Annotated in this window: 15 protein-coding genes and 2 pseudogenes; 9 read left to right on the top strand and 8 right to left on the bottom strand. The window is 67.0% G+C overall.

The features are described from left to right. Window positions 1-142: 142 nt before the first annotated feature. The gene (locus tag BACI348_RS09720; RefSeq protein WP_159825317.1) at window positions 143-1,429 is read left to right on the top strand and encodes a glycoside hydrolase family 1 protein; all 1,287 of its coding nucleotides are present in this window, start codon (window positions 143-145) and stop codon (window positions 1,427-1,429) included. Here BACI348_RS09720 and BACI348_RS09715 read toward each other — a convergent pair. Next, on the bottom strand, window positions 1,404-1,817 hold the full coding sequence (locus tag BACI348_RS09715; protein WP_159825315.1) for a CBU_0592 family membrane protein: 414 nt from the start codon (window positions 1,815-1,817) through the stop codon (window positions 1,404-1,406). The genes BACI348_RS09720 and BACI348_RS09715 overlap by 26 nt on opposite strands. Before the next feature lie 273 nt (window positions 1,818-2,090). On the opposite strand from BACI348_RS09715, the gene BACI348_RS09710 reads away from it, so the two are divergent. From BACI348_RS09710 to BACI348_RS09695, 4 genes are all read left to right on the top strand, one after another. Further along, the gene (locus tag BACI348_RS09710) at window positions 2,091-2,540 is read left to right on the top strand and encodes a helix-turn-helix transcriptional regulator (protein WP_159825313.1); all 450 of its coding nucleotides are present in this window, start codon (window positions 2,091-2,093) and stop codon (window positions 2,538-2,540) included. Next, window positions 2,537-2,959, top strand: a complete 423-nt coding sequence (locus BACI348_RS09705) for a VOC family protein (protein ID WP_159825311.1) — start codon at window positions 2,537-2,539, stop codon at window positions 2,957-2,959. The genes BACI348_RS09710 and BACI348_RS09705 overlap by 4 nt, the downstream gene beginning before the upstream one ends. 80 nt (window positions 2,960-3,039) lie before the next feature. Next, a complete protein-coding gene (locus tag BACI348_RS09700) occupies window positions 3,040-5,442 on the top strand; it encodes an ATP-binding cassette domain-containing protein (RefSeq protein ID WP_159825309.1) in 2,403 nt (800 codons plus the stop codon). 126 nt (window positions 5,443-5,568) lie between these two features. Continuing rightward, entirely contained in the window at window positions 5,569-6,141 is a 573-nt protein-coding gene (locus tag BACI348_RS09695) for an MOSC domain-containing protein (protein WP_159829970.1), read from the top strand. 12 nt (window positions 6,142-6,153) lie between these two features. On the opposite strand, the gene BACI348_RS09690 is transcribed toward BACI348_RS09695, so the two are convergent. Together BACI348_RS09690 and BACI348_RS09685 are read right to left on the bottom strand one after the other, a co-directional pair. Next, window positions 6,154-7,329: an MFS transporter gene (locus tag BACI348_RS09690; RefSeq protein WP_159825307.1), complete on the bottom strand. Its 1,176-nt coding sequence runs from the start codon at window positions 7,327-7,329 to the stop codon at window positions 6,154-6,156. Further along, entirely contained in the window at window positions 7,326-7,991 is a 666-nt protein-coding gene (locus BACI348_RS09685; protein WP_159825305.1) for a GntR family transcriptional regulator, read from the bottom strand. Before BACI348_RS09685 ends, BACI348_RS09690 begins: the two co-directional genes overlap by 4 nt. 69 nt (window positions 7,992-8,060) lie before the next feature. Between BACI348_RS09685 and BACI348_RS09680 the strand changes: the two genes are divergently transcribed. Then, on the top strand, window positions 8,061-8,786 hold the full coding sequence (locus tag BACI348_RS09680) for an SDR family NAD(P)-dependent oxidoreductase (RefSeq protein ID WP_159825303.1): 726 nt from the start codon (window positions 8,061-8,063) through the stop codon (window positions 8,784-8,786). Window positions 8,787-8,792: 6 nt separating this feature from the next. Here the strand turns inward: BACI348_RS09680 and BACI348_RS09675 are convergent. Then, window positions 8,793-9,011: pseudogene (locus tag BACI348_RS09675) on the bottom strand (cyclase family protein); the annotation flags it as partial. Beyond that, window positions 8,966-9,316, bottom strand: a complete 351-nt coding sequence (locus BACI348_RS09670; protein WP_159825301.1) for a flavin reductase family protein — start codon at window positions 9,314-9,316, stop codon at window positions 8,966-8,968. The gene BACI348_RS09670 and the pseudogene BACI348_RS09675, both read right to left, overlap by 46 nt. A gap of 220 nt (window positions 9,317-9,536) precedes the next feature. Between BACI348_RS09670 and BACI348_RS09665 the strand changes: the two genes are divergently transcribed. Both BACI348_RS09665 and BACI348_RS09660 read left to right on the top strand, forming a co-directional pair. Beyond that, window positions 9,537-10,103, top strand: a complete 567-nt coding sequence (locus tag BACI348_RS09665) for a dihydrofolate reductase family protein (protein WP_159825299.1) — start codon at window positions 9,537-9,539, stop codon at window positions 10,101-10,103. A 260-nt stretch (window positions 10,104-10,363) separates the two neighbouring features. Continuing rightward, the gene (locus BACI348_RS09660) at window positions 10,364-10,762 is read left to right on the top strand and encodes a VOC family protein (RefSeq protein ID WP_159825297.1); all 399 of its coding nucleotides are present in this window, start codon (window positions 10,364-10,366) and stop codon (window positions 10,760-10,762) included. 21 nt (window positions 10,763-10,783) lie between these two features. On the opposite strand, the gene BACI348_RS09655 is transcribed toward BACI348_RS09660, so the two are convergent. Both BACI348_RS09655 and BACI348_RS09650 read right to left on the bottom strand, forming a co-directional pair. Beyond that, complete coding sequence (locus tag BACI348_RS09655; protein WP_159825295.1) at window positions 10,784-11,617, bottom strand: oxidoreductase; 834 nt, start codon at window positions 11,615-11,617, stop codon at window positions 10,784-10,786. 4 nt (window positions 11,618-11,621) lie between these two features. Next, on the bottom strand, window positions 11,622-13,118 hold the full coding sequence (locus tag BACI348_RS09650; RefSeq protein ID WP_159825293.1) for an FAD-dependent monooxygenase: 1,497 nt from the start codon (window positions 13,116-13,118) through the stop codon (window positions 11,622-11,624). A 247-nt stretch (window positions 13,119-13,365) separates the two neighbouring features. Here BACI348_RS09650 and BACI348_RS20675 point away from each other — a divergent pair. Next, window positions 13,366-13,524: pseudogene (locus BACI348_RS20675) on the top strand (glycerate kinase); the annotation flags it as partial. A 173-nt stretch (window positions 13,525-13,697) separates the two neighbouring features. Here the strand turns inward: BACI348_RS20675 and BACI348_RS09640 are convergent. Next, the gene (locus tag BACI348_RS09640; RefSeq protein ID WP_159825291.1) at window positions 13,698-13,901 is read right to left on the bottom strand and encodes a hypothetical protein; all 204 of its coding nucleotides are present in this window, start codon (window positions 13,899-13,901) and stop codon (window positions 13,698-13,700) included. Window positions 13,902-14,004 lie beyond the last annotated feature (103 nt).

Here is a 14,004-nt window from a genome sequence, read left to right as displayed (position 1 = left end):
AGCCGCGCGCAAGGAGCGCTCACATGAGAATGTCATTGATTGAAAAAGTATTGTGGCCCCGGTCACGCGGCCCGTCAGGATTGAAAGCCAGGGCAGAGAGGCCCCGCGCGCTGCTCCCAGGCGCTGAACCGAAAGGAACCACATGACCACCGCATCACCCTTCCCGCAGGACTTCCTCTGGGGCGTCGCCAGCGCCGGCCACCAGGTGGAGGGGAACAACGTCAACAGTGACACCTGGTTCCTTGAACACCTGCCGGGCAGCATGTTCTCTGAACCGTCCGGGGATGCCGTGGACCACTACCACCGCTACCGCGAGGACATCGCGCTGATCGCCGGCCTGGGCTTCACCACATACCGGTTCTCGATCGAATGGGCCCGCATTGAGCCGGAGGAAGGCCACTTCTCGCAGGCGGAGCTGGACCACTACCGCCGCATGCTGGAGGCCTGCCACGAGCACGGCCTCACCCCCGTTGTCACGTTCCACCACTTCACGTCACCGCGCTGGCTCCTGGCCCTGGGAGGCTGGGAAGGCGCCCGCACCGCAGAGCTCTTCGCCCGCTACTGCGACCGGGTCATGGCGCACCTTGGCGACCTGATCGGCGTCGCCTGCACCCTGAACGAACCCAACCTGCCGTGGCTGCTCGAGTCCTTCGGCATCGGCGGAGTGGCACCGGAAAACCGTGGCTCCGTGCCGGTGTGGGCGGCTGCAGCGGAGCGCCTGGGCGTTGATGCCAGCACGATTGCGGCGTTCCAGTTCTGCTCCACCGAGGCCGGCTTCGACGTGAAGCTGGCGGCGCACCGGGCCGGCACCGCCGTCATCAAGTCCCACCGGCCGGAGCTTCGGGTGGGCTGGACCCTGGCCAACTCGGACATCCAGTCGCTTGACGGCGGCGAGGAGCTGGCCACGCAGGTGCGCCGCCACGTGAACGAGCGCTTCCTGGAGGCGTCCCGGGGTGACGACTTCGTGGGCATCCAGACCTACGGCCGCACCGTGTACGGCCCGGACGGCCACGCGCCCGCCCCGGACGGCGTGGCAACGAACCAAATGGGCGAAGAGATCTACCCGCAAGCCCTCGAAGCCACCATCCGGGAGGCCCACCGGATCGCCGGCATCCCAATCATCGTCACGGAAAACGGCCTGGCCACCAAGGATGATTCGCAGCGGGTGGACTACCTCCGCGTCGCGGTGGCCTCCGTGGCTTCCTGCCTGGCCGACGGCATCGACGTCCGCGGCTACATCGCCTGGACGGCGTTCGACAATTTTGAATGGGTGTTCGGTTACGGGCCGAAGTTCGGCCTCATCGCCGTGGACCGGGAGACCCAGGAACGGACGCCCAAGGAGAGCGCGTACTGGCTGGGCCGGCAGGCGCAGGTGCGCACCGCAGAGTCAGACGATACAGGGGTCAGCAGGGCGCCGCAGCCGGCCTGACCGCCGTCGCGCATTCAACGGGCGCGCGCTGCATGTCCGCGACAACCGGCATTGACCCGGTGAGGACCTCAACCACGGCAAGCTGGCCGGTGGTGTCCGGGACGCCCGGGAACTGAACCTGCGGCTCCTCAGCCGGGACCACCGGCTGGGGAGCGGCGGCGCGCATTCGGAAAAGCGCGATGGCGGAGATGAGGAACCAGGCCACATTGGTCACCACGGACGGCCAGGCCCCGTGGACCGTGCCGTTGATGATGAACGCAACGGCGCCAAAGAGGTTCGCGGCCTGGAAACCCTTGCCGGCCTTCAGCCAGCCCATGGAAACGGAGAGGTAGGCACTGAGGATCGCAACCGCGCCGGTCCAGCCGGCGATTTCCCACAGCAGTTCCATGGTGTCCTTTCAGGGGTGGCGCCTGGCAGAGAGAAGCCGGGCAGGCGTAGTGGCACGGGTTTTAAAAGGGCTTGTTGTGCCGGATTCCCGGGCTGGATCAGCTGGTCGGCGGGACAATCATACTCTGCCGGAACAGTGCAACCACCTCTCCTTTGGACGAGGTGTCCATTCTCACATTCATGAACGTTCCGTTCAATAGCTGAACGTCCCCTGCGGCGGGTGCGAAGGCTCCCGCTCTGGACAACTCCCCCGCCGCGTAGCACCATCTGAAAGGTGACCACCAGTTCCGTCCCCGAGGCGCGCCTGCGCGAGCTCCGGGACCTTCGCCGCGTCAAGGACCGGATCGACAGGGAGTACGCGCAGCCGCTCGACGTCGAATCCCTGGCCCGCGGGGTGCACATGTCCGCCGGGCACCTGAGCCGCCGCTTCAAGTCCGCATACCAGGAATCTCCGTACAGCTACCTCATGACCCGGCGCATCGAGCGGGCCATGGCGCTGCTCCGCCGCGGCGACCTCTCGGTCACGGAGGTGTGCTTCGCCGTCGGCTGCTCCTCCTTGGGAACGTTCAGCACCCGCTTTACCGAACTCGTGGGCATGCCGCCCAGCGTCTACAAACAGGAGGCGCAAAGCTCGACGGCGGGCATCCCCGCGTGCGTGGCCAAACAGGTCACCAGACCGGTCAGGAATCGAGAAGCGCCCGCCCCGGAGCCGCAACTAGCATGACTGCCATGAACAACATCACCATTTCCTCAACCTTCCTTCCGCACACCGATCCCGACGCCTCCCTGGCCTTCTACCGCGACGCCCTGGGCTTCGAGGTCCGCAACGATGTTGGCCGCGGCACCATGCGCTGGATTACGGTAGGCCCCGCCGGTCAGCCAGGCGTCTCCATCGTCCTGCATCCGCCGGCCGTGGACCCCGGCATCACCGACGACGAACGCCGCATCATTGCCGAGATGATGGCCAAGGGCACCTACGCCACGGTCATCCTGTCCGCCCCGGACGTGGACGCCGCGTTCGCCGCGGTGGAGGCAACCGGAGCCGACGTGGTCCAGGAACCGGTTGACCAGCCCTACGGCATCCGTGACTGCGCCTTCCGCGACCCTGCCGGCAACACCGTCCGCATCAACCAGCAGCAGTGAGCTGGGAGGATTGACACCAGCGACGCCTCGGGGAGGCTGCGGGCGCCTCCCCCAGCACCAGCCCAACAGATGGAGACCCGATGAGCACGGACACCAGTACCGCCACCAGCACCGATCCCCGGACCAATGGGTTGCACGCCGCCGACACCCACGACCTGATCCGCGTGCAGGGTGCGCGGGAAAACAACCTCAGGGACGTCAGCGTTGAGCTGCCCAAGCGCCGGTTGACCGTCTTTACCGGCGTGTCCGGCTCGGGCAAGAGCTCGCTGGTGTTCGCCACCATCGCCGCAGAGTCGCAGCGCATGATCAACGAGACCTACAGTGCGTTTGTGCAGGGCTTTATGCCCTCGCTGGCCCGGCCCGAGGTGGACTTCCTGGAGGGGCTCACCACGGCGATCATCGTGGACCAGGAGCGCATGGGCGCCAACCCGCGCTCCACCGTGGGCACCGCCACCGACGCCAACGCCATGCTCCGCATCCTCTTCAGCCGGCTCGGCTCCCCCTACGCCGGCCCACCCACCGCGTTCTCGTTCAACGTTCCCACCCGCAAAGCCAGCGGCGTGATGTCCACGGAAAAGGGCGGCCGGGTGGAAAAGGCCGTGGTCCAGCAGGCCGTCTACCTGGGCGGCATGTGTCCCCGCTGCGAGGGCATGGGCGCGGTCAGTGACATCGACCGCACAGCTCTGTACGACGACCAAAAGTCCCTGGCCGGGGGCGCGCTGCTTGTTCCGGGCTACTCCATGGACGGCTGGTACGGGCGGCTGTTCGAGGGGATGGGCCTGCCGATGGACAAGCCCATCGCGAAGTTCACCGCCAAGCAGCTGGACACGATGCTCTTCGCTGAGCCCACCAAGATCAAGGTGGAGGGCGTCAACCTGACGTTCGAGGGCATCATCCCCAAGATCCAGAAGTCAATGCTGTCCAAGGATCCGGAGGCCATGCAGCCGCATGTGCGCCGATTCGTGGAGCGGGCTGTCACGTTCCAGACGTGCCCCGAGTGCGAGGGGACCCGGCTGACTCAGCAGGCACTGTCCTCCAAGATCAACGGCAAAAACATCGCCGAGCTGTGCCGGATGCAGATCAGCGACCTCGCCGAGTGGGTCCGCGAGCTCAAGGACCCCTCGGTGGCTCCGCTGCTCAAGGGCCTGCAGCATCTGCTGGACTCGTTCTCCGATATCGGCCTGGGCTACCTCAGCCTTGACCGGCCCGCCGGCACGCTCTCCGGCGGCGAGGCGCAGCGGACCAAAATGATCAGGCACCTCGGGTCCTCGCTCACCGACGTCACCTACGTCTTTGACGAGCCCACCATCGGCCTGCACCCGCACGATATCGAGCGGATGAACCAGTTGCTGCTGCAGCTGCGGGACAAGGGAAACACGGTGCTGGTGGTGGAACACAAGCCGGAGACCATTGCCATCGCGGACCACATCGTTGACCTGGGTCCGGGGGCCGGCAGAGCCGGCGGCACCGTCTGTTACGAGGGCACCGTGGAGGGCCTGCGGTCCAGCGACACCATTACCGGGCGGCACCTCGGCGACCGGGCTTCACTGAAGGACAGCGTCCGGAAGGCTTCCGGTGCGCTGGAGGTGCGCGGGGCGTCCACGCACAACCTGCAGGCGGTCGACGTCGACATCCCCCTGGGCGTCCTCACCGTAGTTACGGGCGTGGCCGGCTCGGGCAAGAGTTCGCTGATCCACGGCTCTGTGGCCAAGCGCGAGGGGGTGGTGGTGATCGACCAGGGCGCCATCAAGGGGTCCCGCCGCAGCAACCCGGCCACGTACACCGGCCTGCTGGAGCCCATCCGCAAGGCGTTCGCGAAGGCTAACGGAGTGAAGCCTGCCCTGTTCAGCTCCAACTCCGAAGGCGCCTGCCCCACCTGCAACGGCGCCGGCGTGATCTTCACCGAGCTGGGTGTGATGGCCACGGTGGAGTCGCCGTGCGAGGACTGCGAGGGCCGCCGCTTCCAGGCGTCGGTGCTCGAATACACGCTGGGAGGGAAGAACATCGCCGACGTGCTGGCCATGTCCGTGACCGAGGCCGCCGCCTTCTTCGCCGAGGGCGACGCCAAAACACCGGCCGCGCGGACCATCCTGGACCGGCTGGAGGACGTGGGCCTGGGCTACCTCAGCCTCGGCCAGCCGCTCACCACGCTCTCCGGCGGCGAGCGCCAGCGCCTCAAGCTTGCCAGCCAGATGGCCGAAAAGGGCGACATCTACGTGCTGGACGAACCCACCACGGGCCTGCACCTCGCCGATGTGGCGAACCTGCTGGGACTGCTGGACCGGCTGGTTGATTCCGGCAAGTCCGTGATGGTGATCGAGCACCACCAGGCCGTGATGGCGCACGCAGACTGGCTCATCGACCTGGGGCCGGGAGCAGGGCACGACGGCGGGCAGATCGTTTTTGAGGGCACGCCGGCGGACCTTGTGGCTGATGCAGCGACGCTCACCGGCAAGCACCTCGCGGCCTACGTGGGTGGTTGAGCCCGCCGGTGGTTGGGCCTTACTGCAGCCGGCCCGGGAACAGTGGCCGGGAAGGAGGTGTCCATGGTTCATAATCCTTCCACCGGGTGGCCGGACTTCCATACCGGGCTGGCCTACGCTGGCGGTATGGCCCAACATTTCCGGTACGACGTCGAGATCCTGCACCTGCTGGTGTCACCCGTGCATGCCTACTTCGGGCGGGCACGTGACGGTGCTGCGGACGTCGCCACGTTCGACGCCGAAACCGCGGAGGTGGTGGCGGGCAAGGGGATTGTGGGCGACCGGTTTTTCGGCAAGGCCGCGCACATGGACGCCGCGGTGACCCTGTTCGCCGTCGAGGCCCTGGAAGCGATGGCCTCGGAGCTTGCGGCCGGGCCGTTCAACCCGCTGGCGACGCGCCGGAACGTCATCCTCCGTGGCGCGCAGCTGGCTCCGCTGGTGGGCCAGGACTTCGCGCTCGAATCGGGTGGTTCCGTGGTGGAGTTCCACGGCGGGCGCCCTGCGCACCCCTGCGCCTGGATGAATGAGGTGCTGGCACCCGGAGCCCATGCTTCGATGCGCGGCCGGGGCGGGATCCGTTGCCGCGCCCTTTCCGGCGGCATCCTGCACCGCGGCCCGGCAGTGCTGGTCAGCCCGGTTGCCCTGGATCCCGGGGAAGCCGGGGTACCTTCCCTCCTGCGGCCGGGCCGGCTGCCGTAGGAGTTGGAACAACTAGTCCAGCCGAACACCCCGGAGCAGCAGGAGTGATCCGCCCACCACCACCGCCGACGCGAGGAAAACCCCGGCCGCACCAAGTCCGGCTGCCACACCGCCGATGGCGCTGGGCAGGATCACTTGGCCTACCCGGTTTCCGGCGAGCCGGAGGGCGAGCGCCCGGCCGCGCTGCCCGGGAGGGGCCTGTGCCGAGAGCCAGGACATGGTGAGTGGCTGGCCGATGCCAAGACCGAGTCCGAGGACTGCCATGACCACAAACAGCAGCCAGGCCGGCATGGGAATCGCAGCCACCGCCAGTGCAACGGTGGACAAGGCGAGGCTTAGCACCAGGAGCCGCATGCGGCCGATCTTCCGGGACACACGTCCCAGCAGCAGCCGGGAAACCATCGAGAAGACGGCACGGACCGTGAGCATCGCACCAACAGTTGCCGCCGTGAGTCCCCGGTCGGTTCCCAGGGCGGGAAGGTAGACCATGGTCAGGTCCACCACGGCAAGGACGGTGGCACTGGTGGCCAGGGCGCGGGCGACGCCCGGGGCCCTGAGGAGTGAGACCGCGTTGCCTTTGCCGCCACCAGCCGTGACAGCCTTCCTCCTGCCTCCGCTGACCTCGGCGCGGACTGCGAACGTGGTCACGAAAAGCACCAGGCTCATGCCGGCGGAGAGGAGGAAGATCGCCTGTGTGTCCGGCTGGATGGACGCGCCTCCCACGAGGGAAATCGCCAGTGGTCCCAGGGCCTGGCCCAGGGATGCCGCGAAGGTCAGGTACCCGAAGGCGGAATCCATCCGGGCCGCAGCAGCGTTGTTGGCCACCACAGCCTGTTGGCCCACCACGCATGCCAGCTGGCCTGCACCGAGCAGCGCCGTTCCGATGACCAGCGTGGTGATCGACGAGCCCCACAGCAACAGGAAGGCAGACGAGGCCAGAACGACGGCGGACCCCATGGCCATGAGCCGGCGCTCACCTAATTTGTCCACCAGGCTGCCCGTAGGAACGGCAAGCAACAGGGGGAACACGGCGTAGCTGGCCGCCAGCAGGCCCAGGGCAAACGAGGGAACGTCCAGCTCCAGGGCGCGGTACGTGGCAGCCGGCCGGACCAGGAAGGTCACCGCCTGGATCAGCGCGGAATGAAGGAGTAAGGCAGCGGCCGAGCGGCGTCCGAGTTCCCCGATCATGAGATGCCCACGCCGCTGCCCGAGATGGCCTTCAGGGCCGCATCCCGGGCGCCCATGACGTGCTCGAACGCAATTTTTGCGGCTTGGTCCGGGTTACCGGCAGCAACGGCGTCCACCAGGGTCCGATGCTGGGCGAGGGCCTGCTCCCGCCGTCCCAGGGTGCTGTTGGTGAAATGCCTGTACCGCTCCATCTGGCTGGAGACCTGTCCGTGGAACCGCCGGGCCCACGAGTTGCCGGCCACCGCGGCAATCTTCGCGTGCAGCGCCATGCCCTGCTGCATGGCGTCGTCGGCAAACTCCACGAGCGCGGCGTTGCGGGCGAGGATGGTGCGGAGCGCTTCGATATCGGCCGCGGTCGCGTTGATGCAGGCGTTCCGGGCCATCAGGGATTCGATCGCCGCCCGGACTTCGTACAGTTCCGAAATCGTTGCGGCGTCGAGCACCGGCACCAGCACGCCACCCGTGGGTTGCTGTTCCAGGAGGTTCTCCGAAATCAACCGCCGGATGGCTTCGCGCAGCGGCGTGCGGCTCACCTGCAGCGCGGAGGCCATCGCAGGCTCGTAAAGGCGCTCCCCCGGCTTCAGTTCAAGGGCGAGGATCTTCCGCTTCAGCTCGGCGTAGACAAAATGGGCGCCCGTGTTCCGGGCGGGTGAATCTGGCATGGGGAAACCTCCACGGCTATTGTACTTGTATACAAGTACACTTCACGCACGGGAAAATTCTGAGGGGAAGTGGCACGCATATTCATCACCGGTTCCGCTGACGGGCTGGGACGCCACACGGCCGGGACTTTTTTGGAGAACGGCCACGACGTCGTCGTGCACGTACGGAATCCTGCACGCCTGGACGCCGTCCGGGACCTTCTGGACCAGGGCGCCTCTGTGGTGACGGGCGACCTCGCTGACCCGGAGCAAACACGCGACGTCGCCGAACAGGTCAACAAGACTGGCCGGGTAGACGCCGTCATCCACAACGCGGGCGTGCTGCACAGCCCGGACATCTTCCAGGTGAAAGTTGTGGCCCCGTACCTCCTGACCGCACTCATTGACCGCCCGCAGCGGCTGGTCTATCTCAGCAGCGGCATGCACCGGGGCGGCCACGCGGACCTCACGCGCCTTTACCAGGGCACGGACAACGTCACCTACTCGGACAGCAAGCTCTACCTCACGGCCCTCGCCGCCGGCGTCGCGCGTTTATTGCCCGACGTCCTCAGCAACGCCGTGGATCCCGGTTGGGTGCCCACCCGCATGGGCGGCGCCGGCGCCCCTGACGACCTCAGGCTCGGCCACCTTACGCAGGAATGGCTGGCCACCAGCGACGACCCGGCGGCCCTCACCAGCGGCGGCTACTGGTTCCACCAGCACCGGGAAAAGCCGCATCCGGCCGCCCGGGATGAGCGGTTCCAGGACGGACTCCTGGACTACCTGGCCGAGGCCACCGGGGAGCGCCTGGCCTGACGGGTACTACACCAGTGCGGTGGCATTCGCTGGTGACCCGGTCCTGCCGGTGATGTTCAGCGGCTTGATGGTGATGAAGGCATCCCACCGGCCGGAACTCCGCATGTGGCCTGCGAGGGGCCCGAGCCGCCACAGCTCCCCCAGCGGCATCCTCAGCTTGGCGAGGAGCTGCTGGTGCATCATGCCGTGGTCGTTGAACGCGCTCTCCCGGTAGGGGCTCGACGGCGGTCCTCATGGACGGCCGGATCGTGGGGACGGGTGTTGTGCGGACTGCTGCTCAGGTGCCGGTGCTCCGCGGGCAGGATGTTGACGGTGAACCGGCCCGCGCTGCGGAGCTGCGGCCAGGTGCTGGAGCTCCGGGCAGGGCTGAAGGTGACCAGGGCCGGGTCCAGCGACAGCGACGAGAACGACTGGCAGGTAAAGCCGGCGGTACCGCTGTCCGTGGCCGCGGTGATGACGGTCAGTCCGGACGCGAAGTGGCCCAGGACGTGGCGCAGGCGCCGCGGGGTGAGGTCAAAATGTTCCGTCATGTTGTTTCCTTTCGAGACCGGTGATTCAAACCAACCACCCGTCAGCGTGCTGTTCAATCGATGGTGAAACGCACTGACGCCGTAGGCAATCCGGGGTCACAGCCCGCCGCATGAAGTAACGAAACGGCTCGTTGACCAGCGGTTACCCGCCGCCATGCAGGTGGGATTTTCCGGGCCGCTGGTCTGTACAGCGGATACCGGCTTGAGAGAGACTGGCGCCATGCGCAAGCTGACCTTCGCCATGAACCTGAGCGTTGACGGCTACATTGCCGCGCCCGGCGGCGACCTCGGGTGGAGCGTACCAAGCGACGAGCTGTTCCAGTGGTGGTCCGACCGGGTAGGGATGACGGGCCTGGCGCTGTACGGGCGCAAACTGTGGGAGACGATGAGCTCCCACTGGCCTACCGCCGACCAGCAGCCTGGGGCCACCCCGGCGCAGGTCGAGTTCGCCCGCCGCTGGCGGGACATGCCGAAAGTGGTGTACTCCTCAACGACCCGCTCGGTGGACTGGAACACCCGTCTGGTCACCGGTGACGCGGTCACCGGGATCACCCGGCTCAAGGCCGGCGACGGCGGCTCCATGGACATCGCCGGAGCCACACTCGCCGCGTCGGCCATGCGGGCCGGCCTCATCGATGAGTATGTGCTCGTGACCCATCCGGTCCTGGTGGGCGGCGGCACACCGTTCTTCACAGCCCTGGACAACTGGGTGAACCTGAGCCTGGTGGAGACCCGAAGGTTTCCCGACGGTGTAAACATGACCAGGTACGAGACCAGGCGAATTTAATCCGCGGTCTGCAAAACGGCTGATGCGGGTTCGAATCCCGCCAGGACGTCCAGCCCCCGCACGGGGTGGCGCGTAAGAATTCGACGTGCGGGAACACATAGCGCAACGGCGGGAAACACCGCTCAACGGCTTTTCGGCTGCCGGAATTGGGACCGTATCGCGTGCCAAGCCCCCACCGCCGCCGGGCGGGCAAGCGAAGAAAGCCGGGACACCGCCGTCGTCTGACGCTTTGCAGAATCCTCGAAGGATAGTGTGGGCGGATGGAGATGCGACTTGAGGTTGTGCAGGTACCCGTGGCCGACGTGGACAGGGCAAAGTCCTTTTATTCGGAAAAGCTGGGCTTTGTGCTTGACCACGACGTGGAGCATGTTCCCGGGATGAGGGTTGTCCAGTTGACGCCGCCCGGTTCTGCCGCTTCGATCGTTATTGGAACGGGCATGACCGCCATGGTGCCGGGCAGCCTGGAGGGGCTGCAGCTGGTGGTGCCGGACCTTCCTGCCGTGCGCGATGACCTGGTGCGCCGCGGCGCGGACATCAGCGAGGTCCAGGACATGGGTGGCGTGCTTTTTGCCCACTTCGCCGACCCGGACGGGAACCGCTGGGTTCTCCAGGGCGCCACGCCGCCCGCCGTCAGGGATGCGCACCTGAACGGTGCCTGACCCTGCTTTTTCCGATGCGGTTCAGCTGCGCGGCAGACCGATGGCCCGGCTGATCAGGGCGTCGAACTGGCGGTCACCGAGCAGTGCACGGGCGGTGATCAGCGGCTTGGCGCCGAAGCCCATGGCGTAGCGGGTCCTGGGGGCCTTGGCGGCCACGGCCTTTCCCACCGCGTCGGCCACTACCGATGGCGGGGAGTTCCGGTTTCCGGCCGACTCCGCGCGGAGGGTCCTGGCCACGGCCGCCGCCTGTGCTGCATAAGGTCCGTGCCCGGAGGTCGCTTCCAGGTTGTCAGCCGCGATGGCGCCCCACTCGGTGGCGATACCGCCGGGTTCGATCACCACAACATCGATGCCGAAGGGTTTGACCTCCAGGCGCAGGCAGTCGCTAAGCGCTTCGAGGGCGAACTTCGTCCCGTGGTACCAGCCGCCCAACGGGGTATAAATCTTCCCGCCCATGGAGGTGATGTTCACGATGGTGCCCGAACGGTGCGAGCGCATGTGCGGCAGCACCAGCTGTGCCAGGCGGATCGCACCAAAGACGTTCACCTCGAACTGCCGGCGGCCCTCGTCGATGGGGACGTCCTCCAGCGCGCCGTAGGACCCGTAGCCGGCGTTGTTGACAAGGACATCGATGCGGCCGGTATCGGCGATGATCTGCCCGATGCCGGCGCTCATCGATGCTTCGTCAGTGACATCCATGGCGAGGGGACGGATGCCCTCCGCCGCCAGTTCCTGCAGCCGGTCCGTGCGCCGGGCCGCGCCGTAGACGGTGAGGCCGAGGCCCTGCAGCTTGAGCGCGGTGGCCTCCCCGATGCCTGAGGATGCGCCGGTGACAAGTGCCGTTTTGGGGGTCATGCTCCTAACCTAGGACAGACCCGAACCACCCGGCCAGCGCCTCCTTCAGTCCGGATGAAGATCCCTCCCCCACCCAGGCCACATATCCGTCCGGCCGGACCAGGACAGCGGCGGGAGCAGGGACTTCCCCAAGCACTGGCAACTCCCAAGGCCCGTCATATCGCGCGTCCAACAGCTTCACCCCGGCCGGGAGGACAACGCCATCGAGCGCCCCGGGCGGCCCGAAATTCAGCAGCAGCGGCCTCGCCCCGTGCAGCAGTGCATAGGCCGTCACGGGACCGTCGGAGGTGCCAAGGTCGACGTCGGGCATCCGCCGTCCCAGAAGCGGGTGGCCCTCGCCGAGGTCGTAGTGGACGTCCAGGCCGGACTGCATCCCGGCGAACCGTTTCCGTGGCTCTTCCATGCCCAGGAGCTCGGAGACCACCTCCCCTGCCGCCTTGGTCCGGGGGTCCGGGCGGCGCAGCGCAGTCTGGGCCATAGTGTTGCGCAGCACGCGGGCCGCCACCGGATGCCGTTCAGCGTGGTAAGTATCCAGCAGGCTTTCCGGGGCCGTCCCGTTGACCACCTGTCCCAGTTTCCAGCCCAGGTTCACGGCATCCTGTACCCCGATGTTCAGGCCCTGCCCACCGTCCGGGGCATGGACGTGCGCCGCGTCCCCGGCCAGCAGGACCCGCCGGTCACGGTAGGACGCCGCCTGCCGGGTCATGTCGGTGAACCGGGAAATCCAGGTGGGGCTGTGCGCCCCGTAATCGGTTCCACAGACGGCAATCAGGGCCGCGCTGAGATCGGCCAGCGTGGGTTCCGTGGCCGGGCCCACGTGCTCCTCGGTCACCATCACCCCCACCGGACCGCTGTCCGCATACACCACCGCGCCGTCCACAATTTCGTACTCCCGCCGGCCGAAGGAATGGATCCCGAAAGCGTTCCGGTGCACCCCGAATTCCGGCTGGCCGGTCATCTCCACCTCGGCAATCAGGGCGCTGGTAGTGGGATCCCAGCCGGGAAAATCGATCCCCGACGCCTTGCGCACGAGGCTCCTGCCGCCGTCGCACCCCACAACATAGCTGCCACGCAGCGTCCTGCCGTCCTTGAGCTGGAGGTCGACGCCGACACCGTCCTGAGCGAGGCCTGCCACCTCAGCCCCGCGGTAGAACGTCACGGCCAACTCCGCCACCCAGCCCGCCAGGATGCGTTCAATGTGGTTCTGCCACAACCCCAGCCCGTAGGGATGGCGGGTGGGAAAGTCGCTGAGATCCAGGCGGGTCTGCGCGAATCCCGCCACCTGGGCCACCTGCCCCTCCGCGATGAACCTCCCGGCGATGCCGCGCTGGTCCAGGACTTCAATGGTCCGCGCGTGCAGTCCGCCTGCCCGCGCACCGGCGAGCTCCTGGCTCGGGCGCCGCTCTACAACCGCCACGTCGACGCCTGCCAATGCCAACTCCCCGGCCAGCATCAACCCGGTTGGGCCGCCGCCCACAATCACTACCGCGTGCTCAGTCATCACACTTTCTCCCGTTCTTCCGGTTGAGGCCTGTGCGATTATCCGGCCCCGCCGGGGCCTTGCCGCAAGCCCCACCCGAGGCGATACATTGGAAATGGAAGGAGTGCACCAGCCTCCGCGTCCGTCTGCCGAGGTACCCGGTCAGGGCCAAGCGGCAAGGAGCAGGCGTGGACACCCGCCAACTCAAGTACTTCCCCGCAGTGGTGGCCCACGAAGGCTTTAACCGCGGCACGGGGGCGCGGGCAGCGCAGGCGGAATTGGCTACGCGTGCCTCCTGCTCGGGGCACGACAGGTGTCCGGCGCGGACTGCTTCCTGGACCTGCTCGACTTCAACACCTGCAAGGACAACTGCAGCATAGTGATCACCGGCGAAGGCAGCATCGATGAACCAACGCTGGCCGAGTAAACGGACCAGGACTCCTCCAGGGATCCGGAACTGTCAGCGGCGCTGCTGCACCGGATCGGGCGGGATATCGGCACCAGCCTGCTATAGGGGCCCAACACCAACGATTGCCCCGTAACTGTCCGTTTCCGGGGTGGAAACGGACAGTTACGGGGCAATCGTTGTTTAAGGTGCGGTTACCAGGCCTGGTGTTCGCGGGTCAGGCCGAAGGGAACGGTCTCGCTCAGGTCCACGGTGAACTTGTCCGCTCCGTGGCGAGTGACCAAAATGCCGTGCCGCTTCTCCGCGAGCGCACGGGCCTTGGCGGCAGCGACAGCGGCCTCAAGCTCGCTGTCCATGCTCTGGCGGTCGGCAACAGTGAGGGTCAGGGGGAAGTTCATGGGACAAACCTTTGGATCGGGGAATTGGGGTCATACACCTGCGCTCCCCATGGCGGCAGATGAAGTTAGGGGTCTGAGTACCTAAGACGTCCATGATGCCCCA

Origin of the sequence: Arthrobacter sp. 9AX (assembly GCF_902506095.1) — a bacterium.
GTDB lineage: Bacteria > Actinomycetota > Actinomycetes > Actinomycetales > Micrococcaceae > Arthrobacter.
This window is presented reverse-complemented; position numbering and strand designations above follow the sequence as displayed.